The following is a 24,515-nucleotide window of genomic DNA, read 5'->3' as shown; positions in this document are numbered from 1 at the left end:
TATTGCTAAGTCCCACATGTGTAGGGAAGACTCCAGTACGCCAATGCTGGTAGACCCCTCACAAGAAACACCCCACGTACATGGTGAAGACAGAACGAATGCCAGCGCTGGTACGGCGCGTCGTGGATTCCAGAAACACCCCCACGTGCGTGGGGAAGACTGCCGGATATCATCACCGCGATTAAACGGCGGAGAAACACCCCCACGTGCGTGGGGAAGACCATTCATAACAAAACCGCTTTTACTAGATGAGGGAAACACCCCCACGTGCGTGGGGAAGACGCGGTGAACCTTGGGGCGTCTCCTCGCGAACTAGAAACACCCCCACGTGCGTGGGGAAGACGCTAACCAGTGGATAGAGCACTATGTGACGACAGAAACACCCCCACGTGCGTGGGGAAGACGCTACTGCATCCACGGCGTACATGCTCAGTGTAGAAACATCCCCACGTGCGTGGGGAAGACTGCACCCCTTCACGCCAAATGCAGCCGTATCTAGAAACACCCCCACGTGCGTGGGGAAGACGCAGTCGATATCGTCTCGACAGTGACAGTGCCAGAAACACCCCCACGTGCGTGGGGAAGACTACCTGTCAGTGAAAAAACTGTCCCGCCAACGGGAAACACCCCCACGTGCGTGGGGAAGACTGCCGCAGACCGGGCAGCGCGGTATGTCCGTCAGAAACACCCCCACGTGCGTGGGGAAGACGCCACCGGCGGCGCCGAGATCGGGCCATGCGAAGAAACACCCCCACGTGCGTGGGGAAGACACCAACATATTGTGAAAGAGCGAGAGTTTAACCACAATATCCACGTATTACGACAGTTTTAGGGTTTCAATAATCAGCTGTAACCCACTGAGATCAATAATCGGCTTTCTGACCTCACCCTTGTAGCGAATTTCATAACCAGGCGGTTGAGGAATACTGCGAAACAGCATCAGGCCTGATTCCACAGGCGTGTACTGCAACAGGTAATCAACAACGGTTTGCGCGACCGAATCTTTGACGCCTGAGACAAAAACATTTGGCCGTGGTTCGACAAACCACAGCTTCATTCGTCCACGCACCGCTGGCGGCAGATCATTTGCCAGTACGACGAGCACCTTTCCCTCCCATCAGCTCATTGATATCGGCCGCAATCAGGTTGAGCAAATCCAGGGCTATCACTCGCTTTCTGAATGCCTCAGAGACTTTGTGTTTATCGTAGCGGCCCGCCATTTCCCTCGAGAGTGAAAATGCCAAATCAATACAGAGCCGTTCTTTGTAAAGGTCGGCCAGATCATAGACAAACGGTAAAGGGCTACCTGAATGGATAAAGCCGATATGCGGCGAGTAGCCCATCGCATGCACAACCGAGCATAAAATGCCATACAGGGCGGCGTTGGTGGAGGTCAGTACCTGGTTTGTCAGGTCACTCAGTTCAAACTTGCCTGGTGTAAACTGACGTCCTTTCCAGCCGACGCCATACTCCTGCGCTTTCTGCTGATACAACGCGCGAACCCGACTCCCCTCCATGCCCATCATGCTGTTTAAACTTTTACCCTCCAGATCGGCATCCGGAAAGCGTTTAGCAAACATCGCCCGGGCAACCTTGAGGGTAGACGATGCATCGCAGGCCAGCGCCATCTGCGCTTTAAGATTGCGGGTATCTGCAGTAGGCAAAAAACCGGCGGCATAAAACAGCAGGCTATCCTCGCCCACCCAGCACACCGCACAGTTAGCCGCAGTTGCGGTTTTGATCGCCTCATGAGTCACAGTTGTCCCGGGGCCAAGCAGCAGCGTGTTGATGGTCGCCACTGGGAGAGGCACCACGTTGCCATCCGCATCCACCCATTTCACACTGCTGTCATCAATTTCCAGCCGCCCGCGCTCAAGATAGAGAAAAGGATATTTATCTTTTACCTGAGGCAGGAGTTCGCGGGTAACTTTGACAAACAGCCTCTCCCCCTGGGCCATTAGCCGCACTCCAGCACGGTCACCTGACGATCCCGGTAACGCTTATGCCGGCCGAACTGCACCGGGACATCATTAAGCGTGATGACATCGCCATCCCCTTCCCCTTCAATGACCTTGTAACTCAGCGTGCGCCGCTTACTCTCAGCTAATGTCCTGGCCTGCTGCCATGCCGCTTCTGCGCTGTCATAGATGCCCTGATAGATCAGCTCGCTGGGCACGCAGCTTTTACGACCGAGATATAAATCCCATACCGGATTTTGTAGCGCCTCTGGTAACGACTCGGCTTGCTGGCTGCCAAGTCCCATTACCACGGCGAATACGGCATCCTGGAGATAGTGGCGGTAGGTCATTTTCGTTCCACCCCCTACGGCTTTCTTTCCATCGGATGTTTTAGGGATCAGCAGACTTTGCCACGGATCGCTGTCGTCATATCCGCTGCCAACCATCTGGAAATCGCACAATGTCGGCTCGCGCAGGAGCGGCTGGCCCTCCTTGTCGGTTCGGGCGTAGGCGCGAACCTCCATCGGCAGGTTATTCATCTCCGCCAGCCACTCGACCTCTGGCCCCGCGGCGCCTCGTGCACAGCAAATCAGCCCCAGAATGCCCGAGCGAGTCGGGAAATTCAGCGTATCGCGCACACCGAACTTTGAATCGCCCCCCCAGGACTGCAGCGGCCCTTCAAGCCACAGCAGCATATATTGCGTAGTTTGTCTCATCTCCACCGTCCATTACAGATGTGACTGTAAGTCAGCGATCAGGCGGTCAATGCTGTAGTCGAGGTCCTCACCCCACTCATAATCGCCTTGTTTGCCGAACAAGGAGCCAGAGAGTTTTTCTTTTGTATGCAACCAGTTTTTGAGCGCCGCTTTACTGGGAGATAAGAAGCCTTCACCCTGACTCTTAACTGGCTGCTCGAATGAAGCCTGCAGACCCTGACCTTTACGCAGTAACACGCGGGCATATTCCCACGGGCAGGCCCCGGACTGCGTTGTCTGTCGGGCTGAGGGGACGGCGACATAGAGTGCCTTAACAAAAGCGGCGACGGCGGTTTTCATATCGGCGTCCTCACCCAACGTCTGCGCCAGTTGCCCGAGATCCAGGCTGACATAGCGATAGTAGGTCGCCGAATTAAACTCCAGGCTGCCCATATGTGCCGAACCGCTTTCATCCTCCGTTTTACAGTCATCCACGGCGGTAAAAAACTCGACCTCATTACTCACTTTATGGGTGGAAATGGCATGCGCGAACGATGCCGCCGCCTCAACGTTCATATCCGCCGCTTTGGCCACCATGCGCCCGAAAAGCGCAATATCCAGGGCATCCAGGGTATTGTTAACCACCTTTTTGGCGACTTTGACCAGCTCTTTGTCTTTCAGGCTGGCGGCGTCAAAATCTTTTCCCTGCGCATAAGCGGCAAATGCGGCGGCCTCAGCCTCGCTGAGAAACAGCAGGGTATCATCGGAGAAAAAAGCGGCCATCGCTTCACCGCATCCGGTGGCCTGTTCTTCGCTCGCTCCCAGTGCGCGACAGGCGTTGGCCAGCAGTGAGGCAGTTTTTTTACTACGCACCCCGAGACGAATACCAAAATCAGGCAGCGCCAGACGCACCTGGCGCTTCCAGCACTGCGATGACACTCTGGCGCGCGACACACCGCCAACGATGGCGGACTTGGGGGCGCCCACGTCATCGCGGTTAAGGCAGGTCACCGGGAAAGACTGCAGAATATGAAACTCAATACGGGTGTTTCTGAACGGGGTAGTCATAAGATTATCCTTAATAAATTGTTAAACCATCAGGAAAAAAGCGCATCAACAACGGGCACAATCTGCAGCAGGCCGCAGCCAAAGGCTCGCCCTTTACCAATGCCATGATGAAAACTATGCTGGAACTTCTGTCGGTCGGTGACGGTGAGCAGCCCCTGCACCGTCGCCTTGCCAAGCGTTACCTGGCGGCCGGCTTTATCTTTAAACTGCAGCACTTCCATCGCCTCAACCTGCAAGCCAGGAAGGTCAACGTCAAAGCCCCAGCGGCTGGCGGCTCGCTGAATAAACCACTGCGCAATATCGGCCCGGCCTTTCACCGCGACGCGTTTACCCGTTTGCTTATCTTTCCGTACCGGATTCACTTGTACCTGAAAGCGATAACGCGAATGGGAGAGAAAGGCGGCCGGAATCGATTTACTGATGACCTCACCGTACAGCCCATCAACCTTTGCAGCCGGAGGTCTGTCAGAGACGATCAATATTTTGCGGCCATGAAAATCCCCGCCCTGGTCGGCATAGGCGATCCCGCTCGAAATATGGCTGCACTTCTCCCGGTCTGTACGCGCGTCAGCAAACAGGCTGTACACCACCCGGTGTAGGGAGTAGGCATCGCTTATTTTCAGCGCTTTCACCGCAGCGCGATCGAGATGTAAAGCACTCGCAAAGAGGTCAGTCATGTGAATTCCTCGCCTCACTCCCGGCAGCCTCACCGGCACGACGATAGAATTCCTGCGCCCAGCGGGCGCGGATCCGTTCGCGACTGCTGCCGGAGAACCACTGCAGTTCGTTGAGTAGCCCTGCGAAATCCGGCGTCACACTGCGGCTGGCCATTAATGCCAACAACGGGCGCAAAATACGGCACGCTTCGCTGGTCGAAGTACAGGCCAACAGCCGTCGCAGGCGAGCTTTCGCCTGTTCAGACTGATTGCCTTCGGGATAACAACCGGCAATGGCGGCCCCCAGAGTGATTGTGCCATTGCTGGCCGGTTTCGCCTTTGCCAGCGCGGCGCCAATGACGCAGTACGGCAGGCGTTGCCACTCTTTTTCCAGGTCAATGCCAAACCCCGCCAGGATTTCCCAGCTCTGATACTCGGTCGCCGGGTTATCCGCTCGTTTAAGGCGGGCGGCAAAGCCATTGTCTTTCGCGATACGCTCAATCACGTAACCGACAAATCGTTTGGCAGGCGATTCGTTACCGGCGCTTTCGGCGGTAACGTCTGCAGGAACCTGATCCATGATGATCCTCCTTAATCGAGGGTGAGATATTGGGAAAAATTAGGCCGGGCCAGCGCCCAGGCATCTAATTGACGGGCACTGTCGGCGGGACAGAGCTGATCAAAAACCTGCCCGGCGTACCTGGCAAAAATTTTTCGTAACTGAAGACGCGCGGTATGGTCTTCACCGGAATTCAAGCAAGCATTAATTAGGGTCTGAGCCTGACGTTCACAAAGTTGCCAGAATATCGTCGTCGCTTTTTCGGCCTGCTTTGCCACAAAGGGTTGAGCCTTCCCTGTCGCTGATTTATCAATATCTGATAGCTGGCGAAAATAACGTACAACTGCACCCCAAAGCTGTTTTTGCACAGCATCAAGCTGCGTCATTTCATATTTTAAATACTCTAAAAATGTGTGATTGATTAAATCTGATGACAACCATATTTCTGACTGAACATAATCATCGGTCCCTGAAGCGTACTGTTCCCCCGCATTACTACTCACCCTTAAGCCGCCTGACCATAGCGCAAACTGCTCCGCATGATGGGTTATCCGCTTCAGAGGAAGGCTAAGCTGACGGGTTTCATATCCCCGGGGGCTATCTTGCTCAATAAACTGCAATAACGACGTCAGTTCGCGCCAGGGGCGTTTACCCGGATTAACCCATAACGCCTTTGGTTTCTTTCCTGAAAAATCGACGGACACCGAGGGGTCGGTTTTGCCCTCCAGATAACCGGCATGGCTTATTCCATCGCTATAGTGAATGCCGTCCTCAGCTAACAGACAAAATTTACCCATCGAGATCAAGCGGCCCAGCAACGACGCTTTCAACGAGCGCGCAATGTCATCATCTTCCCCTGTCGGCATTCGCTCCCAGGGAGCAGTCCCCAGCGTGGGATACATCGCCAGCTGCGTAATATCCTCAGCGGTAAACAAATTGAGCCAAATGCTCTGTACGATTGAATTCCCCTGCCAGAACGAATGTAACAATCCCATATGCCCGACAGAAACCCCGGCCTTTCCACTGCCCGGCTTTCCCTTGTCGTTTTGTTTACCCCGATAGCCCGGCGTTAATACCACAGAGTTATCGGTTTTCTTGCCTCCGAGCCCAAAGCCCATTTGCATAACAATAGCTAGCGCTTTGTCTGCATCAGTTAATTGCTGCTGTTGCTGACTTTCGGTCAAAACGGTGGTATTGCCGGTACTCACCTCCGGTGATAATACTCCCAATGACTTACATTCCGCGGCCTGAATAGCGGGCATCTGTAAGAACGGCTTTTCGCCATACAGATAAAAACGGTCATGCCATTTAGCAAGGTACTGCAGGCAGCAATGGGCCATTCCCTGCCAGCCCATCTGCTGCCAGTCGCTATCATCTGTCGGCGTCGCTGCTGCCTGGGCGATGGCGAGTAGCAATTTAGTGAGCGCGATTTTTTCTACCGGATTCCCACCTAAAGCGCGTAATTCCGGCTGGCTGAAAATATCGGTTAAACTGACCAACCCCACATCCACGACCGCAATCCAGGGTTCATCAATCAAATTGAAGCGGTTCTCCATGGTTTATTCCTTTTTGGAAATGGCCCGGAAGCCAAGATATTCACTATATTCGAGAGTGTATTTATCGCCTGCGGGCCGGCCATCCAGTGTCTTCAACTCACCCGCCGGGCTGACAATCGCAACCCGCAGTAACGCCTCGTCATCTTCGGGGCGACCAAGATAGAACACCTCCTGCAGGTGTAATTTTTCCAGCTCACTTTTAGCTATTGTGGGCGGACAAAAAGCCGGGCTAACTCGCACCAGCTGCTGATTAAGCACCACCGCCAGCTGTCGCCACTGCGCCCGGCTTAAACGATGGCGCCCATGCGGAAGGGTTAATTCAGCACCATCTAGCAGGCGCATATACGTGATGCCGTCTTGCGTACGCAGACCACGCAGCAGCAACAGGTCATGGGTGTCACGATCGCTATAGCGAGTCTCCGCTTTATGCTCAGGCAGCGTTTTCCCGCCGGTAGATAACGTGAGCTTCGCCAGCGACTGCAGCGCCTGTTCTCCTGAACGAAAGCGGCTGCCATTCTTCAGCTCATGCAATAGGGTGGCCCATGTCCCCTCTTCAGCGCGCTCGGTATAGGTTTGATCGATCAGGGGGCGAATATCCCCTGGCAATGAGAGGGACGGGATCGCTTGCCAGACCTCCAGACTGCGGCATAACACATAGGGCGAATAGACCATCGCGCTCATGCCGAATGCAGAACCCGGGTTGGCTAAAGCACTCTCCAGCGAGGGGGACAATAGCCAGCATTCCGCCTTCGCGCTGGCATGGCGGGGCGTATCGGTATGTCGCCACAGCCGACCAAGACGTTGCAGCAACATATCGGTTGGCGCAAAACGGCTGACGAGGAAATCAGCATCTATATCGAGGGATTGTTCCAGAACCTGGGTCCCGACTAAAATGCGTCCGCACTGTTTACGTTGGGGCCAACCCGCCCGGCCGTAAAGCGCGACCCAGCGTTGCTCATGCCGGTTGCGGTGCTGGGGCGTAAAACGGGAATGTAAGAGTCCTGTTTCACATCCCGCCTCGACCGCCCGGCTGGCCAAGTCCAGATATGTTTGTTGCGCTTCGGCAATGGTGTTCTCAATCCATAAAACCTGCTGCCCGAGCTCTGCGCGCCGCAGCGCCTCTTCCCGCGCGGACTCATCTTTACGACAAGAATGGAGGATGACGGTGGTATTCTCGGTGACGGGAACGCCAATCTCGACCAGACCGCGCTCCCGTTCCGCTGATGGCGCCGCGGTAATCAGCGGGTATGCCTCACTGGTTGTGCTTTGCTGCAGTAATGCGTCGCGACGCGTCTGACTCAGCGTGGCGCTAAGAATAATCACTGTACAGTCGATTTGACGGAGGAATTCGACTAACGCATTAAGAATCGTGCCAGTGTATAAATCGTAAGTATGAACTTCATCAAGGATCACAACCTTGCCTGCGAGCCCATACGCTCTGACAAAACCATGCTTAACATTCATCACCGCCATCAACGCCTGATCGATGGTACCGACGGCAAACGGCGCTAATAAGCCGCGTTTACGGTGGTTAAACCACGCACCACCAGGGCTTCCTTCCTCCCCCATCTCGGTATCCATCAACCAGGCGCCGGAATGCAAAAGTAAGGCATGTTGCGGGGTTTCAGTACTGACAATCTGATGCAAAAACGCATTAAAGCGATCGTATATTTTGTTCGAGGTTAGCTGGGTGGGTAGCGCAAAATAAATGCCGGTTGCTTTTTCCTGGACCAACATTTGATAAGCCGCGTATAACGCGGCTTCGGTTTTCCCCATTCCCATTTGCGCTTCGAGAATATAGAGACCAGGCCCCACAACCTGGTCAATAAAGCGCGATTGCGCTTCGCGTGGTTTCTTCGGTGGATCGTCAGGAAAAAAGACGTCCGCAAAGGATAGTCCCTGACGGATAACGGGTTTAATAAAGCCGGCGTTATTAAGGGCTGCGGTTATGACAGGCTGCCACGCTTGCTCAGGATTTTCAAAAAACTCACCGGATCCAATCCAGTCAGCTACCGAGGTCAACCCGGCGACCACGCGAGCCTGAGCGGCTGAATCAAATGTCGGCCAATCTGCGGAGAATTCCGCTTTCAGCTTATCCACGAGTTTTTTACGCTCATCAAACCAGAGCGGCCCGCCGAATACTTCAGCGTCGCCACGCCTGCCGTTGAGCCCTGGATTAAAACCATGATGCTGACCGAGGATCTCAGGAACATAGCGCGGAGCATGTAAACTTTCCGCTGTCGCCTGACTGACGCCTGCATGTCCTCCCCAGAGTGTTTCGAGTCCGGGGTTCACCGCCGATAACCCAGCAAGACGGTGATCATTAACGTCACATGCCGCAAAAATTTTGGCGGCAAAAGTCGGACTGACCTTTCCGATATCGTGGCCAGCCGCTGCCATTTCACTTCCCGCTGGAAAGAGTCGACTTCGCATCGGTTCGGGATACAACGCTATAAGCGCCCGAGCAATCTCCCCGACAATCTGACAATGGCTCAATACCGAGCGTCCCTGCACCACGCGACCATCACTCAACATCCGGGTTTTCGCTGGACAGTTTTCAAAACTTATCGCCGCGATGGCATGTTGATTTTGTAGCGAAACCCTGATCAAGCGCCTCATGGAATTTTTCCTTAAAAAACATGTGCCCTTTATTAATACTAAAAACCGGGAAACTTATAAATAACTTTTTATAAAATCAAAAATATCCACAACACACTGAATTAAAGATAAAAGCCAAAAATAATAATATAAAAAGCTATAAATAATTAATATGAAGAACAATATCTCCAGACGAGTAATAAACTCGAATGATTTAGATGCCCCTAAAGAAAGTATAGGACAAACATAGTTCACGAATATTTATAAGTAAAATCATACAAAAAACATATGAGACTGTGCTGGCCAAACGAAATTTCGAAGACATTGATGTACATTAAGGATAACTATGTCACGGCATTGATGCCTCTACGTCAGGAATCCCCTTTCATCTGAGAAATGCGCACAGACGTGACTTGTCGTCACTTGAAAGGCGAAAACACCTCCACGCATGTGGGGAAGACAGGATAGAGCCAAATCCGCTCACACGTGATGAAGAAACACCCCCACACATGTGGGGAAGACCCGGCATCCGTCAGCTCGACGGCCAGCTGCAGGGAAACACCCCCACGCGTGTGGGGGAAGACACGTGATCGCCCTGGCGCGGACGCCGGGAGGTAGAAACACCCCCACGCGTGTGGGGAAGACATGGTGCGACTGTAGAATCCTCACCATGCACGAGAAACACCCCCACGCGTGTGGGGAAGACGATAATCCCGTCAGGTTGTGACTCTGCACGATAGAAACACCCCCACGCGTGTGGGGAAGACTCGAGGACATTACCGAGGACTACGACGACTGGAGAAACACCCCCACGCGTGTGGGGAAGACGGTGGTCGCCGCTGGAACAAGGCGCTGATGACGGAAACACCCCCACGCGTGTGGGGAAGACGACTGGCTCGGCTACGAGGTGCGCTTCGACACGGAAACACCCCCACGCGTGTGGGGAAGACCCGGTTAGCAGGCCGGTGATTGCATTGGAGGCAGAAACACCCCCACGCGTGTGGGGAAGACACCAGCATATTGTGTTTAGCGGCGTATTAAAACGCCAGATTTACAACAATTGCACTCCGCAGGGTTTCCGCATCAGCATCAACATTCATCAAACGAAAAAGTATGTCACCATATAACCACCGTCGATTTGCTGCTGACCTGGACCGGTCTACCCTACTGGCCTGCCCGGCCCGCAGCCGGGGGTAAAACGCTTTTGTCATCCCCAGAACGTAGCGCGTCATCCTGGCGCTTGCCTTCCGTGGCTTCGCGAAGTTACCGCTGCGGAAAAATCCACACATCCTCCGCCGGGAGCGTCAGATGGCAGTGTTCGGCATCGCGCAGCGCCGTTCCGTAGGCGCGCAGCGGAAAGTCGTCGCCTTCGGTACGGAACAGGTACTCCCAGCGGTCGCCGAGGTACATGCTGGTCAGCAGCGGTAGCTGGAGGCTGTTATCCTGCGCTGCGCCGTCGAGTCGCAGGCGCTCGACGCGGATCACCGCCGTCGCCGGCTCGCCAACGCTAACCCCCTCGCCCGCTCGCCCCCACAGGCTCCAGCTGGCGCCTTCGATCCGCGCCCTGCCGTTCTCCAGCGCCATCACTTTGCCGTGCAGGCGGTTATTGCTGCCCATAAACTCAGCGGCGAACAGCGTCGCCGGGCTGCCGTACATCTCCTGCGGCGTCCCCTGTTGCTCAATGACGCCATTGTTCAGCAGCAGAATACGATCGGAGATGGCCATTGCTTCATTCTGATCGTGGGTGACCATCAGCGCCGAGAGGCCCAGCTTAATGATCAGCTCGCGCAGAAACACCCGCGCCTCTTCGCGCAGCTTGGCGTCAAGGTTGGAGAGCGGTTCATCCAGCAGGATCACCGGCGGGTTGTAAACCAGCGCCCGACCGATGGCCACCCGCTGCTGCTGGCCACCGGAGAGCTGGTGCGGATGGCGGTTGCCAAGGTGCCCCAGCCCCAGCTGATCCAGCACACGCTGCACCCGCTCTTTTATCTCCCCGGCGGCCACTTTACGCAGCTTCAGCGGATAGGCCACATTGTCGAACACCGTTTTGTGCGGCCACAGGGCATAGGACTGGAACACCAGGCCGAGGTTACGCTCTTCGGCCGGGATCTCGCTGCGCGGCGTGCCGTCGTACACCGTGCGGTTGCCGATGGCGATCCGTCCGCTCGTCGGTTTTTCCAGCCCGGCCACTGCCCGCAGCAGCGTGGTTTTCCCACTTCCCGAAGGCCCCAGCAGCGATACTACCTCCCCCCGGCCGAGCGTCATGGACACCCCCTTCAACACCGGGTTATCGCCATAGGTGAGATGCAGATTTTCTACCGATAACTCAATCATGTAATTTCACTCCAAAGCGCAGGGCGATACCCAGGCCAATCACCACCAGCAGAATATTGATAAAGGAGAGCGCCGCGACGATATCGATGGCCCCCGCCGCCCACAGCGACACCAGCATCGAGCCGATGGTTTCGGTACCCGGCGACAGCAGATAGACGCCGGTGGAATACTCGCGCTCAAAGATCAGGAACATCAGCAACCAGGAGCCAATCAGCCCATAGCGCGACAGCGGAACGGTCACGTGGCGGGTGATCTGCCTCCGCGAGGCGCCGGTGCTACGCGCCGCCTCCTCCAGCTCCGGGCCCACCTGCAGCAGCGTCGAGGAGATGAGCCGCAGGCCGTAGGCCATCCACACCACGGTGTAGGCCAGCCAGACGCTGAAGATGGTGTTGCGCAGGGCGCGCAGCTGCACGATAAGGTGCTCCCGCAGCCAGTCGGCCACCGGCAGCGCCGAGAGCCAGCCGTGCTTCAGCGACTGATCGAGCCACATCGGCACAAACAGGAATACCCACAGGAAGGCCAGACCGGCCAGCAGCCCCGGTACCGCGCGCGGGACCAGCACGCTGTAGTCGACAAAGCGGGTGACGTTGTCCGCTTTGCGGTGCATGGCGATGCCGACAAACAGATAGCAGATCACCGCCAGCGCGCCGCCGATGATGCCGATAGCCATCGAGTTGACGATCGCCCGCAGCAGGTTGGGCTGCTGCCAGATATTGTGGAACGTCGCCAGCGACAGCTCATCCCACAGCGACACACCGACGCCCCAGTTGGAGATAAAAGCGCGCAGCGCCACGCCGAGCAGCGGTACGCCGATGGTCACCGTCAGCCAGGCCACCACCACCGCCCCGGCCACCCAGCGCCATTTGCCCAGCGGCAGCGCCCGCGCCTGCGACGCCTTGCCCTTCATGGTGACAAAGCGGTTGGCGGTGCGCATCAGTCGCCGCTGGAGCATCACCAGCGGGATGGTAATGCAGATCAGCACCACCGCCACCGCCGCCATCAGATGGTAGGATGGGGTGCCGAGCTTGTTGGTCAGCTTATAAAGATAGGTCGCCAGCACCATGTTGCCCTCGGGGTCGCCCAGCACCAGCATCAGACCGAAAACCTCCAGACCGAGGAAGAAGAGCAGCACGCAGGCGTAAAGGATGGATGGCCGCACCATCGGCAGACTCACCGAGGTCATCACCTGCAGCGGGGTAGCGCCGACGGTGCGCGCCGCCTCTTCCACGTCGGAACCGACGCTGCGCAGCGCCGAAGAGATATAAAGATAGGCGTGCGGAACGTGGGTTAAGCCGGCGATGACCACAATGCTGAACATCGAGTAGATATTCCACGGCACAAAGCCGATCAGCTGCTGCGCCCACTGGGAAAAGAAGCCTACCGGCCCGGCGGCCACCACGTAGCCAAAGCCCAGCACCATCGGCGAGACGAAGATCGGCACCAGGATCAGCGGCTCAATGATCCGCCGGCCGGGTAAATCGGTGCGCACCATCAGAAACGCCAAAATACCGCCCAGCGGAATGGCGATAATCACCAGGCCAAAGGCCAGAATAAAACCTGACCTTAATGCCAGATAAAAATCCGGGTCGGTAAAAATAAAGGCGAACGCTTCCAGACTCCACGATTTGGAGCGGGAAAAGAACGGTGCCGAAAGAAAACTCTGCACCACAATAAATAACAGTGGGACATAAATCACCAGCGCCGTGATGCACACCACCACGCCGCGCGGCAGCCCCTGCCACTTTCTGCGTAATACGTTCATGGTTCATCCCTTCGGTCAGGTGAATAAACCCGCCGGGTGTGAATAGGGGCATCGGCGATGCCCCATGGGAGGATTATTTCGCGGCGGCGCTGCGCCATTGTTTAATAAACTGCAGACGTTTTTGCGGCTGTAAATAATCGAGCAGCGTTTCGTTGACCGGGATCGGTTTTAACGCTTTGCCCAGCAGCGCGGTCATGCCGTCGATATCATTTTTACCTGCAATATCGCGACGAATAGAGGGAATATCCGCCTGGCTGGCGAGGATCTGCTGGCCTTTTTCCGACAGGACATAATCCAGCCACAATTTCGCCGCATTGGGATGTTCGCTCTCCTGGCTAATAAACGAGACGCGGGAGAGCACCAGCACGTAATCTTTCGGATAAGCAATACCTAAAGAGGGATCGTTTTTCGCCCGCGCTTCGGCATAAGAGCCAAGAATGTTATAGCCGATCAGGTTTTCGCCGGAGGAGACGCGCTCCATCATTGTGCCGGTGGATGACTGCACCGTCAGGCCGCCTTTGGCGATATTCGCCAGGTCGGCAAAATAGTTCGCGTCGGCCTGGCTGTCCTGTACCGCCAGCATAAAGCCGAGGCCCGATTTTTCGATATCGTAGGTGGTGACTTTGCCTTTAAATTTATCGGCCTGGCTGGCGATAAGTTTTGCCAGCGCGGTATGCGAATCCGGAACCTCATTCTGCGGGATCAGCCGTTTGTTATAGATAAACACCACCGGCTCATAGGTAGTGCCATAGGCTTTTTGCTGCCAGACCGCCCAGTCGGGTAATTGCTTCACCTCCGGCGAGGCATATTGTTCGGCGTATTCGGTGGCTAATTTCAGCGCGGTATCCATCGATGAGCTCCACACCACATCCCCGCTGCCGCCCCCGGCGGCCTGTTCGCTGATATAGCGGTTATACAGCTCGGTACTGTTCATGTCGTTATATTCGACTTTGACGCCCGGATATTGCGCTTCAAATCCCTTAATTAACGGCCCGGCCGCTTTGGTGTCGGTCGTGGAATAGATCACCACCTTGCCCTCTTTTACGGCGGCATCAATCGTTTTTTGATAATCCGCGGGATAGCCCGCAGGCACCTCCGCCCAGGCGGCACAGGCGAAAACGGCCGTCAGTGAAACCACTAAACCACTTATTTTCTTATACATGATACCAACCTTTAATCATCAATTAATAAACACAAATTTAACATATAGTGGTATCAGCTCCCCTTGCAACGACGGGGATGGCTTTTTTCTGGCTTTTGTGACACTGGCAGAATTTAAAAATGTGGTGTTTATGGCGTTAATTAAAACGCGATCCCGGCCCGGTTTTTTATCGTCTGTCGTATGCGCAGGCGCTGGCGCAGCGGCATGTCGCCGGGAGACGCCGCCCTTGACCTTCTGCGCCGGGCGGCGCAGCATAAAACGGCAAACATAACAAAATAACAACAGACTACAGGAGAGAATCAGTGCCTACAGGACACCGCTTTCTGGCGACGGATCTGCATAAGTTTGTCGTCTCACTGTTTACCCATCTCGGCAGTACCCCAGGGGAAGCCACCCTCGTCGCGGACCATCTGATCGCCGCCAATCTTGCCGGGCATGACTCCCACGGCGTCGGGATGATCCCCAGCTACGTCAAATCCCACGCCGGTGGTTTTCTGCAGCTCAACCGCCACGCCACGGTGACCAAAGACGCTGGCGCCGTGGTCACCCTCGACGGCAACGCCGGCTTCGGCCAGGTGGTCGCCCACGAAGCGATGCAGTTAGGCATTGAAAAGGCGAAGCAGCACGGTATGGCGGCTATCGCCCTGCGCAATGCGCATCACGTCGGACGCATCGGCTACTGGGCCGAACAGTGCGCCGCCGCCGGGCTGATCTCCATTCACTTCGTCAGCGTCATCGGCGACCCGATGGTCGCCCCGTTCCGCGGGAAGGACAGCCGCTTCGGCACCAACCCGCTGTGCGTGGTGTTTCCCCGCGCGGGCCATCCGCCGCTGCTGCTGGACTACGCCACCAGCGCCATCGCCTTTGGTAAAACCCGCGTCGCCTGGCATAAAGGCGAAGCCGTGGCCCCCGGCTGCCTGATTGACGCCGAGGGTCGACCCACTACCGACCCGGCGGTGATGCAGACCTCGCCGCTGGGCGCCCTGCTCACCTTCGCCCAGCACAAAGGCTATGCCCTGGCGACGCTGTGCGAAGTGCTCGGCGGCGCGCTCTCCGGCGGGCAAACCACCCATCAGGAGAGCCTGCAGACCAGCGTCGACGCCATCTTTAACTGCATGACCACGGTGATCCTGCGCCCGGACGCGTTCGATGCCCCGGACAGCCAGGCGCAGACGGAGGCCTTTATCGCATGGTGTAAGCAATCGCCGCACGATGCCGATGCCCCGGTGCTGGCGCCCGGCGAATGGGAGGCCGCCAACCGCGAAGCGCGGCTGGCGCAGGGGATCCCGCTGGATGCCGGCAGCTGGCAGGCAATCTGCGCCGCCGCGCGCGACGTCGGCCTGAGCGAATCGCACTTCGACCGCTGCCGCCCTCTCGCCTAGCCACGTGTTACCCCGCAGAGCGTCTGACGTCGGCGCTCTGCGTCATCGTCATTAGTGACGAGGTCATGCTCCCGTCATCAATCTCTTTTCATTTTTCAATACAGATCAAGAGTTTAAATTCTGGCACAAGACCTGCATAGCGCAACAGGCCTGCGTCTGCATCACCACCAGGCGATACCGCGATCGTTGCCCGTCGGGCCCGGCGCGACAGCGATCCTCAGTTCACTGTTAACAGGTCTGTTACTGATGAAAAAAATCACGAGCGTGTGCCCCTACTGCGGGGCGGGTTGCAAACTTAAACTGGTTGTCGACAACAATAAAATCATTCGCGCGGAGGCCGCCGACGGCGTCACCAACCAGAACCAGCTGTGCCTGAAAGGCTACTACGGCTGGGATTTTCTTAACGATACGCAGCTCCTGACGCCCCGTCTTAAACAACCGATGATCCGCTACCAGAAAGGCGGCGCCTTCACGCCGGTCAGCTGGCAGGAGGCGATTCGCTATACCGCCAGCAAGCTCAGGGAGATCAAAGAGAAGCATGGCCCGCGCGCCATCATGACCACCGGCTCCTCGCGCGGCACCGGCAACGAAACCAACTATGTGATGCAAAAGTTCGCCCGCGCGGTGCTGAACACCAATAACGTCGACTGCTGCGCCCGCGTCTGCCACGGCCCCTCCGTCGCCGGGCTACAGCAGGCGCTGGGCAACGGGGCGATGAGCAACTCGATTAGCGACATCGAAAACTCGAAGTGCCTGCTGGTCTTTGGCTACAACTGCGCCGACTCCCATCCCATCGTCGCCCGCCGGGTAATCAAGGCCCGGGACAACGGCGCCAAAATCATCGTCTGCGATCCGCGGCGCATCGAAACCGCGCGCATTGCCGATCGTCATCTGCAGCTCAACAACGGCAGCAACATGGCGCTGGTAAATGCCTTCGGCTATGTGCTGCTGGAGGAGGAGCTGTACAACAAAACCTATGTCGAACGCTATACCGAAGGGCTGGATGCTTACCGCGAGGCGGTGAAGGATTACGCCCCGGAAGCGGTGGAAGGGATTGTCGGGGTCAGCGCGCGGGAAATCCGGGAGGCGATGCGCATGTTCGCCGCCGCCCCATCCGCCACCATTATGTGGGGCATGGGGGTCACCCAGTTTGGCCAGGCGGTGGACGTGGTGCGCGGCCTGGCAAGCCTGGCGCTGCTCACCGGCAACCTGGGACGGCCCAACGTCGGCGTGGGGCCGGTCCGCGGGCAAAACAACGTACAGGGCGCCTGCGATATGGGCGTGCTGCCGAACCTGTTTCCCGGCTATCAGGAGGTCACCGACCCCGCCGTGCGGGCGAAATTCGCCGCCGCCTGGGGCATCGACCCGGCGCTGATGGACGACCAGGTCGGCACCCGCATCACTGAGGTGCCGCATAAAGCGCTGACCGGCGAGATCAAAGCCTATTACATCATGGGCGAAGATCCGCTGCAGACCGAAGCCGACCTCGGCCTGGTGCGCAAAGGCATCGAGGCGCTGGACTTCGTGGTCGTGCAGGACATCTTCATGACCAAAACAGCGGAAATGGCCGATGTCCTGCTGCCGGCCACCTCCTGGGGCGAGCACGGCGGCGTCTTCACCTGCGCCGACCGCGGGTTCCAGCGGTTTGAACAGGCGATCCCTCCGGCGGGAAATGTGAAGCGCGACTGGGAGATCATTAGCCTGCTGGCCAGCGAATTGGGCTATCCGATGCACTATGAGAACAACCAGCAAATCTGGGACGAGATGCGCGAGCTCTGCCCGCTGTTCTACGGCGTGACCTGGGAGAAAATGGGCGATATGGGCCATGTCCAGTGGCCGTGCCCGACCCTCGATCATCCCGGTACGCCATGGCTGTATAAAGACAACCGCTTCGACACCCCCTCGGGTAAAGGGCAGCTGTTCGCCACCGCCTGGCGCGCGCCGGCGGAGCGCCCGGATGACGAGTGGCCGCTGGTGCTCTGCACCGTGCGGGAAGTCGGGCATTATTCGTGCCGCTCGATGACCGGCAACTGCGCCGCGCTGCAGTCGCTGGCCGACGAGCCGGGACGGGTGCAGATGAATCCCGCGGATGCGCAACGACTGGGGATCGCCGACAAACAGCTGGTGTGGGTCAGCTCCCGGCGCGGGAAGGTGATCTCCCGCGCCGACCTCAGCGATCGCATCAATCCGGGGGCGGTCTATATGACCTATCAGTGGTGGGTGGGCGCCTGCAATGAGCTGACCCAGGATAACCTCGATCCGATCTCCAAAACGCCGGAAACCAAATACTGTGCGGTGAAAGTGGAAGCGATTGCCGACCAGCAATGGGCGGAGCGCTATGCCTGGACGGCCTACAGCGACATGAAAGCGCGACTGAAAGCCGCTGCCGACGTCTGACCTCAGGGAGCGCAGCGCGCTCCCTCTGCCGCTGCCGGTGGGTTACGCCGCCGGCAGCTGTTTCTCCACCAGCCCCACCCACATGGCGACGCCGGGGCCGATCAGCGCATCGTTAAAGTCATAGCTGGCGTTATGCAGCGGCTTCGACGGGGTTTCGCCGTCGGTGCCTATCCAGAAATAGGCCCCCGGACAGGCCTCCAGCATGCAGGCAAAATCTTCGGAGGCCATCGACGGCGCCTGATTCCAGCGCACCGCTTGCGCGCCGAGAGTGGCGACGGCCACCTCGCGCACCTGCTGCGCCTGCAGCGCATGGTTTTTGGTCACCGGATAACCCGGGAACCAGCTAATCTCGCCCTGCACATCGGACACCTGCGGCTGGGTCGCCACATAGCTTTCGATGAGCTCCCGCACGCGGGCGCGAACGCGATTGCTCAGACAGCGGAAGGTACCGCGCAGCACCACGGTGTCCGGCAGGACGTTGATCGCCTCGCCGCCGTTTATCTGGGTGATGCTGACCACCGCGGAATCCTGCGGCGACAAGCGGCGGGAAGGAATGGTCTGCAGCGCCATTATCAGCTGCGCCGCCGCGACGATCGGATCGGCCCCGCTCTCCGGCATCGCCGCATGACAGCTCTTTCCGCGCAGGGTGATCTCGAAGGCGTCCAGCGAGGCCATCATCGCGCCATCGCTGAGCGCCACTTCGCCAAGAGGGATCCCCGGCCAGTTATGCAGCGCGTAGATGGCGTCCATCGGGAAGCGCTCAAACAACCCCTCTTCAACCATTTTGCGCGCGCCGCCGAGGTTCTCTTCCGCCGGCTGGAAGACAAAGTGGACGGTACCGCTGAAATGGCGGGTCTGCGCCAGATGGGCGGCGGCCGCCAGCAGCATCGCGGTATGGCCATCGTGGCCGCAGGCGTGCATCACCCCGGCGCGGCGTGAACGGTAGCTGACGCTCCCCAGCTCGGTGATCGGCAGGGCGTCCATATCGGCGCGCAGGCCGATAACCGGCCCGGGGCCGTTCTCCAGCGTCGCCACGACGCCGGTGCCGGCCAGCCCGCGATGCACCTGCAGCCCAAACGAGGCCAGCAGCTCCGCAACGCGGCGCGAGGTCTCCTGTTCCTGATATCCGAGCTCAGGCGCGGCGTGAAATTCACGTCGCCAGCCAACGGCTTCGGCGATCAGTGACGGCGATACGGCCATGTATTACTCCTTTCCTGCATAGCGTAATGCTGAATAATCGGTCATGCGTCGCGTTTTTCCCCGTCGCTCACCGGCGTCGGGGCGCTGCCGCTCCCTCCGTTATATCCTGTCGTTACCACGCTGACAACGTCACGAAATGCGGCGACGGCGCGGCGTACAGCCCACCTGCCGCCCTGCGGCCCTTTTTTGGTAGTGATTTCAACGGTGACAACGGCCAGTCGATTAATTATTATGCAACTCAGGACGGCAATTTGCCGAAGGATCCACTACTGACCTCTCCGTCATCGGAAATAAAATGTTTAACCCAGACCAGAATCGTCTTGCCCCCACGCTGGCGATGATCATGGCCGCGTCGCTTGTGGGATTTATCACCGGCTATACGGTGCCGTTAATCAGTCTTGAGCTGGCGCAGCAGCAGATCGCGCCGCTGTACGTCGGCCTGCTGGCCGCCCTGCCGCCCGCCGGCATGATGATCTCCTCTTTCCTCTCTCCTGCGCTGTGCCGGCGCGTTGAAATGGGCGTGCTGCTGAGCGGCAGTCTGATCCTGCTGGCGCTGGCCACCATCGCCTCATGCATGACTACCGATATGACGCTGCTTTTGCTGCCGCGCCTGCTGACCGGCCTGGCCTCCGGGGTCATTATCGTACTCGGCGAAAGCTGGATCACCGGCGGCGCGGCGGGCAGCCAGCGCGCTACCCTCACCGGTCTCTACGCCTCGGCCTTTACCGGCTGCCAGCTGGCCGGGCCGCTGCTAATCTCCGTCGGCCCAGCCTGGCAGACATCAGCGCTGATAGCGATTGTCGCGGTCACCGCCGTCTGCCTGCTGATGCTGCGCCATCTGCCCACCGGCACTCGTGAAAGCCTCGGGGAGCGCGCCAGCTGGCGCAGCCTCGGCGCCTTTCTGCCGGTACTGGCCTCCGGGGTCTTCTGCTTCGCCTTCTTTGACGCCAGCATCCTCGCCCTGCTGCCGCTGTACGGCATGGACAAAGGGCTGAATGAAGGGCTGGCGGTGCTGCTGGTCACCGTGGTGCTGACCGGAGATGCGATGTTCCAGACCCCGCTCGGCTGGCTGGCCGACCGGGTCGGGATTCGCCGCGTGCATCTGAGCTGCGCGGTGGTTTTCAGCCTGTCGCTGCTGGCCCTACCGCTGATGCTCGGTTCGCGCATTCAGCTGATGGCCATTTGTCTGCTGCTGGGCGCCGCGGCGGGCGCGCTTTATACCCTGTCGCTGGTGCGGGCGGGGAAAACCTTCAATGGGCAGAAGCTGATTATGATTAACGCCCTGTTCGGCTTTTTCTGGTCCGCCGGCAGCGTTGCCGGGCCGGTAGTCAGCGGCATGCTGATCGGCATCACTGGTTACGATGGCCTGATCGTCACCCTGGTGGCCAGCGGCGTGCTGTTCCTGTTGATTCAGTGTCTGTGCAAAAACGAGAAAACCCTGCTTGCCAGTGAGCAGGAAGATGACATGGACGAGGCGACGGAGTCCGCACGGTAGTCCTCACGGGCTGGCCTGGCGCCAGCCCTTTTTTATGGCCCTCACCGGAGGGTATCCTGTTCTTGCTGGCTCACTGCTGTTAACCATTGCCGGCCCCCAGCCGAGAGGAAATCCCATGGAAAGTAATACCTTACATCGTGGCAGATTGATCGATCATATTCTGCTGGTTGTCGAAGACTTTGAGGCAAGCAAAAACTTCTATACCGCCGTACTGTCGGCGCTGGAGATCCCGGTTATCACCACCGCCAATGAATACTTGCTGGCCGACGAACTGGTGCTGGCCTCACGCCACAGCCCGGAGGCTGCCGGGAAACTGACTGGGCGCCACCACCTGGCATTCCAGGCCAGAGATCGTGACATGGTGGACGCTTTTTACCATGCGGCGCTGACCCATGGCGGACGTGATAACGGCGCGCCTGGCGAACGACACTATCATCCTGGTTACTATGCCGCTTTTGTGCTGGATCCGCAGGGGAATAATATTGAGGCGGTGTACCATGGCAAGGCTGAGCGCAGCGCCGGGTCTGTTGCGATCAGCTTCACGCAGTAAGCGGGCGAAAGTCACATTTTCTTACCTGCGCAATTCCCATAATAAATGTAGGTGTTATCATTTCTTTGATGAATAATTCATACCCATAGCTGAGGCGTCGATGCTGGACAACCTAATCATCTGATAATCAGACTTCCGACCATCACTGGCCGGACTGATTATCACTGTGCTGAAATCGAATGCGGACACTGACGAGTGTTCGCCTATTTTGCCCATGATGATGACAAAGGTTTCCCGGTATGAATGTTTCCCCTCAGGAGCAAGCGACTTTATTCATTCTCGTCCCCTGCGGACAAACGCTCCACATCCACGCGATGGCAGCGAGACCCCTCCCTCGCATAAGAAACGTCACCCCCAGCCAGTTAACCCGGTGCGTTATCCCTCTGCCATGCTCGATCACTCCCTCTGCATGCCGTTGCGTTGCCTTACCCAATGACAGTCGCCAGGCGAATTTTATCTTTCGGTTTGTCATTCCGCGGCCAGCCTGTGACGACAGCCGCAAGGGATCCACATCAACCAGGCCCCGATACCAGGGAAACCGTCACCGACCAGGGAGTCTTCGCGTATGAAATTAGCGTTGGGACCGTACATCCGTTTTAGCAGAATCTTGTTATTTCCGCTGGCGATGGTTATCTATGATTTTTCTGCTTATCTGACTACCGATCTCATTCAGCCGGGTATTATCCACATCATCCGGGAATTTGAGGCTGATGTTGCGTTAGCCCCGGCCTCTGTCAGCCTCTATTTAGCCGGGGGGCTGGCATTACAGTGGCTGCTGGGGCCGCTCTCCGACCGCATTGGTCGCCGCCCCGTACTACTGACCGGAGCCATCATCTTTGCTTTGGCCTGCTTCAGCATGATCTTTGTCACGTCGATTGATCAATATCTTATCGCCCGTTTTATCCAGGGAACCAGTATCTGCTTCATTTCGACAGTCGGTTATGTCTCCATCCAGGAGGCTTTTGATGAAAAAGAGTCTATCCGCATTATGGCGGCGCTGACATCCATCGTTTTGCTGGCGCCGGTAATCGGGCCCCTGGCGGGCGCTGGCCTGATGAATTTCCTGCACTGGAAGTTATTGTTTGCGATCATCGGCGCCATGAGCTTGCTGGCCTGGGCGTTACTGATTTTTAACATGCCAGAAACGGTCACCTCTCAGGGCCGGGGGTTTCGTCCGGGAGAGGTATTTTCCGAGTTTGTCCGCGCCTTTAAACAGCCGGTGGTGCTCACGGGCGCGCTGGCGTTGTCATTCAGTAACCTGCCGATAATCACCTGGGTAGCACTCTCTCCGGTGATCCTGATCGATGACGGCGGGATGTCGCGCGGCGCCTATGCCTGGACCCAGGTGCCTGTCTTTGGCGGCGTTATTATTGCCAGCATCATCGTGGCCCGTTTTATCAAGGATCCGACCTCTCCCCGCTTTATCTGGCGCACTATCCCGATACAGCTGACCGGGTTGTTGGTATTACTGGCGGGAAATATTGCATGGCCCCATACCTGGTGGTGGTCCGTTTCAGGAACGAGTCTCTATGCCCTCGGAACAGGCCTGTTGTTCCCCGTATTATTCCGTTTTGCGCTTTTTTCCCACTCCCTGCCGAAAGGGACGGTTTCAGCCACCATCAACATTGTGGCGCTCAGTTTTATGGCGGCCTCGGTGGAAGTAGCGCGCTGGGTTTACTTCCAGCCTGGCGGCAGAATAGCCTTTCACTGCCTGGCGCTGATAGCGGGAATCGTCGTCATCATGCTGGTCTCGCGCTTGTTAAAACTCCGTCAGCAACATCTCCTTCAGCCAGCCTGAAGGTTTAGGCCTTTTTGCCCGCAACAGGAGAACACAATGTTTTCATACATTATGCTGGGAACGAACGATCTGCCACGCGCCATCAAGTTCTATGACCCGTTAATGGCGCTGCTGGGGCACGTCAAAGCCGGCCGTAACGAACAGGGGGCGTCCTGGGGCACCTTCAACGGCAATCACACCTGCGGGCTGTGCGTGGGTGTTCCTTTTGACCAGCAGCCTGCCGGGGTGGGTAATGGAACGATGGTGGCGCTTAACGCCCGCTCCGTCGCACATATTGCGGAACTGCATGCCCTCGCCCTGCAACTCGGCGGACGTGACGAAGGCGGTCCCGGTCACCGGCCGCAGTATGGCGACGGTTTTCACAGCGCCTACGTCCGCGATCCCGACGGCAATAAGCTGGCGTTTGTTTACTATGCGTCTACAGATTGAATGGCTGCAGCGGAGGTGGCTTTTGCAGGCGGAGATAAGGGAGTCAGGACGGCCAACTTCGCCGTCCTTATTCACCGAGGAATAAAAAAGCCAGCAGCTCAAGCGCTGCGGCTTATCTTCCCGGCAAGTTATCTACCGCAAAGTGATAACGTAATCCGGCGTCGCGCATACAGCGTTTCCGCCGCCAGCTGAAAATCATATTCCATCGCCTTCAGCTTTTTCGTCTTGAGCTGTTTTAGTGAAATACCCTCGATATGCCCTGTCGCGACCAACCACCGGATTTCAGCCGTACTCAGCTTGAGCTGTTTTTTCAGTATTGATAGCAGGCTGATGCGAAATGGCTGACTGACTCTGACGCGCACCGTTATCCGCTGACATGCCATCAACGTAACCGACCATTGCTCGTGAATACGAAAATCAGGTTGCCCCGACGGCTCGGCGCGGTTGCGCTTCAGCGTCGCGAGGTCAGCGGCATAATAGTGAACCATGGCTGCATCGTTCTGCAGCAGGCGCTGAAGCAGTTCACGGTTTATCTTGCTGACGTGCAGCCTGGAAAACAGGGCGATATTCCAGGTGTAATCGCAGCGCGTGCATTTATAGATGCTCCAGATATCCAGCAGCTTCTTTTGCGAATTCACCCGGATGGCGCCGGAAGGCGCGAAGTCGCGTTTCACATTGCAGGCGGGGCAGCGTTTGACAATGTGCTGATACCCCACGGGCGTGACCGTCCATGTAACTGTCATAACGTACCTTTTTTAACCCATACGAAACCGAGTCCGTGATTAACGGACCATGATTTTTGGCGTATGAAAAATAGTTAATCGCTATTTTTCAGTGGGTTAAAAAAAGATTTCCAACGTTATTTTCCTGGAGAAGTCCTAATCGACACCCTGAGATTAACAAAGGGGTTATCGCG

The 24,515-nt window shown here is 57.3% G+C and carries 19 protein-coding genes and 1 CRISPR repeat array; of the genes, 6 read left to right on the top strand and 13 right to left on the bottom strand.

Features of this window, described 5'->3' with window-relative positions; genetic code table 11:
- Positions 1–131: 131 nt before the first annotated feature.
- A CRISPR array of direct repeats spans positions 132–770; the repeat unit is 29 nt; unit sequence AGAAACACCCCCACGTGCGTGGGGAAGAC.
- Between the two features lie 47 nt (positions 771–817).
- From cas2e to KB890_RS25465, 11 genes are all read right to left on the bottom strand, one after another.
- On the bottom strand, positions 818–1,105 hold the full coding sequence (gene cas2e, locus KB890_RS25515; RefSeq protein ID WP_004180288.1) for a type I-E CRISPR-associated endoribonuclease Cas2e: 288 nt from the start codon (positions 1,103–1,105) through the stop codon (positions 818–820).
- Complete coding sequence (cas1e, locus tag KB890_RS25510) at positions 1,083–1,958, bottom strand: type I-E CRISPR-associated endonuclease Cas1e (RefSeq protein WP_014907439.1); 876 nt, start codon at positions 1,956–1,958, stop codon at positions 1,083–1,085. The genes cas2e and cas1e overlap by 23 nt, the downstream gene beginning before the upstream one ends.
- Positions 1,958–2,674 (bottom strand): type I-E CRISPR-associated protein Cas5/CasD, encoded by a 717-nt coding sequence (gene cas5e, locus KB890_RS25505; protein WP_023317605.1) that lies wholly within the window; start codon positions 2,672–2,674, stop codon positions 1,958–1,960. The genes cas1e and cas5e overlap by 1 nt, the downstream gene beginning before the upstream one ends.
- 12 nt (positions 2,675–2,686) lie before the next feature.
- A complete protein-coding gene (gene cas7e / locus KB890_RS25500) occupies positions 2,687–3,721 on the bottom strand; it encodes a type I-E CRISPR-associated protein Cas7/Cse4/CasC (protein ID WP_004184349.1) in 1,035 nt (344 codons plus the stop codon).
- A gap of 29 nt (positions 3,722–3,750) precedes the next feature.
- On the bottom strand, positions 3,751–4,398 hold the full coding sequence (cas6e, locus tag KB890_RS25495; protein WP_004180296.1) for a type I-E CRISPR-associated protein Cas6/Cse3/CasE: 648 nt from the start codon (positions 4,396–4,398) through the stop codon (positions 3,751–3,753).
- Positions 4,391–4,957, bottom strand: a complete 567-nt coding sequence (gene casB, locus KB890_RS25490; protein ID WP_004180297.1) for a type I-E CRISPR-associated protein Cse2/CasB — start codon at positions 4,955–4,957, stop codon at positions 4,391–4,393. The genes cas6e and casB overlap by 8 nt, the downstream gene beginning before the upstream one ends.
- A gap of 11 nt (positions 4,958–4,968) precedes the next feature.
- A complete protein-coding gene (casA, locus tag KB890_RS25485; protein WP_004180298.1) occupies positions 4,969–6,492 on the bottom strand; it encodes a type I-E CRISPR-associated protein Cse1/CasA in 1,524 nt (507 codons plus the stop codon).
- A gap of 3 nt (positions 6,493–6,495) precedes the next feature.
- A complete protein-coding gene (gene cas3, locus KB890_RS25480) occupies positions 6,496–9,111 on the bottom strand; it encodes a CRISPR-associated helicase Cas3' (protein ID WP_015874888.1) in 2,616 nt (871 codons plus the stop codon).
- A gap of 1,242 nt (positions 9,112–10,353) precedes the next feature.
- Complete coding sequence (locus KB890_RS25475; RefSeq protein WP_002908292.1) at positions 10,354–11,424, bottom strand: ABC transporter ATP-binding protein; 1,071 nt, start codon at positions 11,422–11,424, stop codon at positions 10,354–10,356.
- Positions 11,417–13,186, bottom strand: a complete 1,770-nt coding sequence (locus tag KB890_RS25470; RefSeq protein ID WP_004180300.1) for an ABC transporter permease — start codon at positions 13,184–13,186, stop codon at positions 11,417–11,419. Before KB890_RS25470 ends, KB890_RS25475 begins: the two co-directional genes overlap by 8 nt.
- 73 nt (positions 13,187–13,259) lie before the next feature.
- Positions 13,260–14,348, bottom strand: a complete 1,089-nt coding sequence (locus KB890_RS25465) for an ABC transporter substrate-binding protein (protein ID WP_002908297.1) — start codon at positions 14,346–14,348, stop codon at positions 13,260–13,262.
- A gap of 302 nt (positions 14,349–14,650) precedes the next feature.
- On the opposite strand from KB890_RS25465, the gene KB890_RS25460 reads away from it, so the two are divergent.
- Together KB890_RS25460 and fdhF are read left to right on the top strand one after the other, a co-directional pair.
- Positions 14,651–15,730 carry a malate/lactate/ureidoglycolate dehydrogenase gene (locus KB890_RS25460; protein ID WP_004180306.1) on the top strand — a complete coding sequence of 360 codons (1,080 nt, stop codon included), beginning with the start codon at positions 14,651–14,653 and terminating at the stop codon, positions 15,728–15,730.
- Between the two features lie 246 nt (positions 15,731–15,976).
- Positions 15,977–18,127 carry a formate dehydrogenase subunit alpha gene (gene fdhF / locus KB890_RS25455; protein ID WP_004180308.1) on the top strand — a complete coding sequence of 717 codons (2,151 nt, stop codon included), beginning with the start codon at positions 15,977–15,979 and terminating at the stop codon, positions 18,125–18,127.
- A 42-nt stretch (positions 18,128–18,169) separates the two neighbouring features.
- On the opposite strand, the gene KB890_RS25445 is transcribed toward fdhF, so the two are convergent.
- Positions 18,170–19,327, bottom strand: coding sequence for a M20 aminoacylase family protein (locus KB890_RS25445; RefSeq protein WP_004180310.1), 1,158 nt, complete (start codon positions 19,325–19,327; stop codon positions 18,170–18,172).
- A gap of 295 nt (positions 19,328–19,622) precedes the next feature.
- Here KB890_RS25445 and KB890_RS25440 point away from each other — a divergent pair, with 295 nt between their 5' ends.
- From KB890_RS25440 to KB890_RS25425, 4 genes are all read left to right on the top strand, one after another.
- On the top strand, positions 19,623–20,822 hold the full coding sequence (locus KB890_RS25440; protein WP_004148650.1) for an MFS transporter: 1,200 nt from the start codon (positions 19,623–19,625) through the stop codon (positions 20,820–20,822).
- A gap of 115 nt (positions 20,823–20,937) precedes the next feature.
- Complete coding sequence (locus KB890_RS25435) at positions 20,938–21,372, top strand: VOC family protein (RefSeq protein WP_004180313.1); 435 nt, start codon at positions 20,938–20,940, stop codon at positions 21,370–21,372.
- 565 nt (positions 21,373–21,937) lie between these two features.
- Positions 21,938–23,170, top strand: a complete 1,233-nt coding sequence (locus KB890_RS25430; protein WP_004180314.1) for a multidrug efflux MFS transporter MdtM — start codon at positions 21,938–21,940, stop codon at positions 23,168–23,170.
- Between the two features lie 36 nt (positions 23,171–23,206).
- Complete coding sequence (locus KB890_RS25425; RefSeq protein ID WP_004143365.1) at positions 23,207–23,599, top strand: VOC family protein; 393 nt, start codon at positions 23,207–23,209, stop codon at positions 23,597–23,599.
- Between the two features lie 128 nt (positions 23,600–23,727).
- On the opposite strand, the gene KB890_RS25420 is transcribed toward KB890_RS25425, so the two are convergent.
- Positions 23,728–24,315 (bottom strand): DUF1062 domain-containing protein, encoded by a 588-nt coding sequence (locus tag KB890_RS25420; protein WP_020325161.1) that lies wholly within the window; start codon positions 24,313–24,315, stop codon positions 23,728–23,730.
- Positions 24,316–24,515 lie beyond the last annotated feature (200 nt).

This window comes from Klebsiella sp. P1954, assembly GCF_018199955.1.
Lineage (GTDB): Bacteria > Pseudomonadota > Gammaproteobacteria > Enterobacterales > Enterobacteriaceae > Klebsiella > Klebsiella pneumoniae.
Note: the sequence above shows the minus strand (reverse complement) of the source record. Positions and strands in the feature narration are given on the sequence as shown.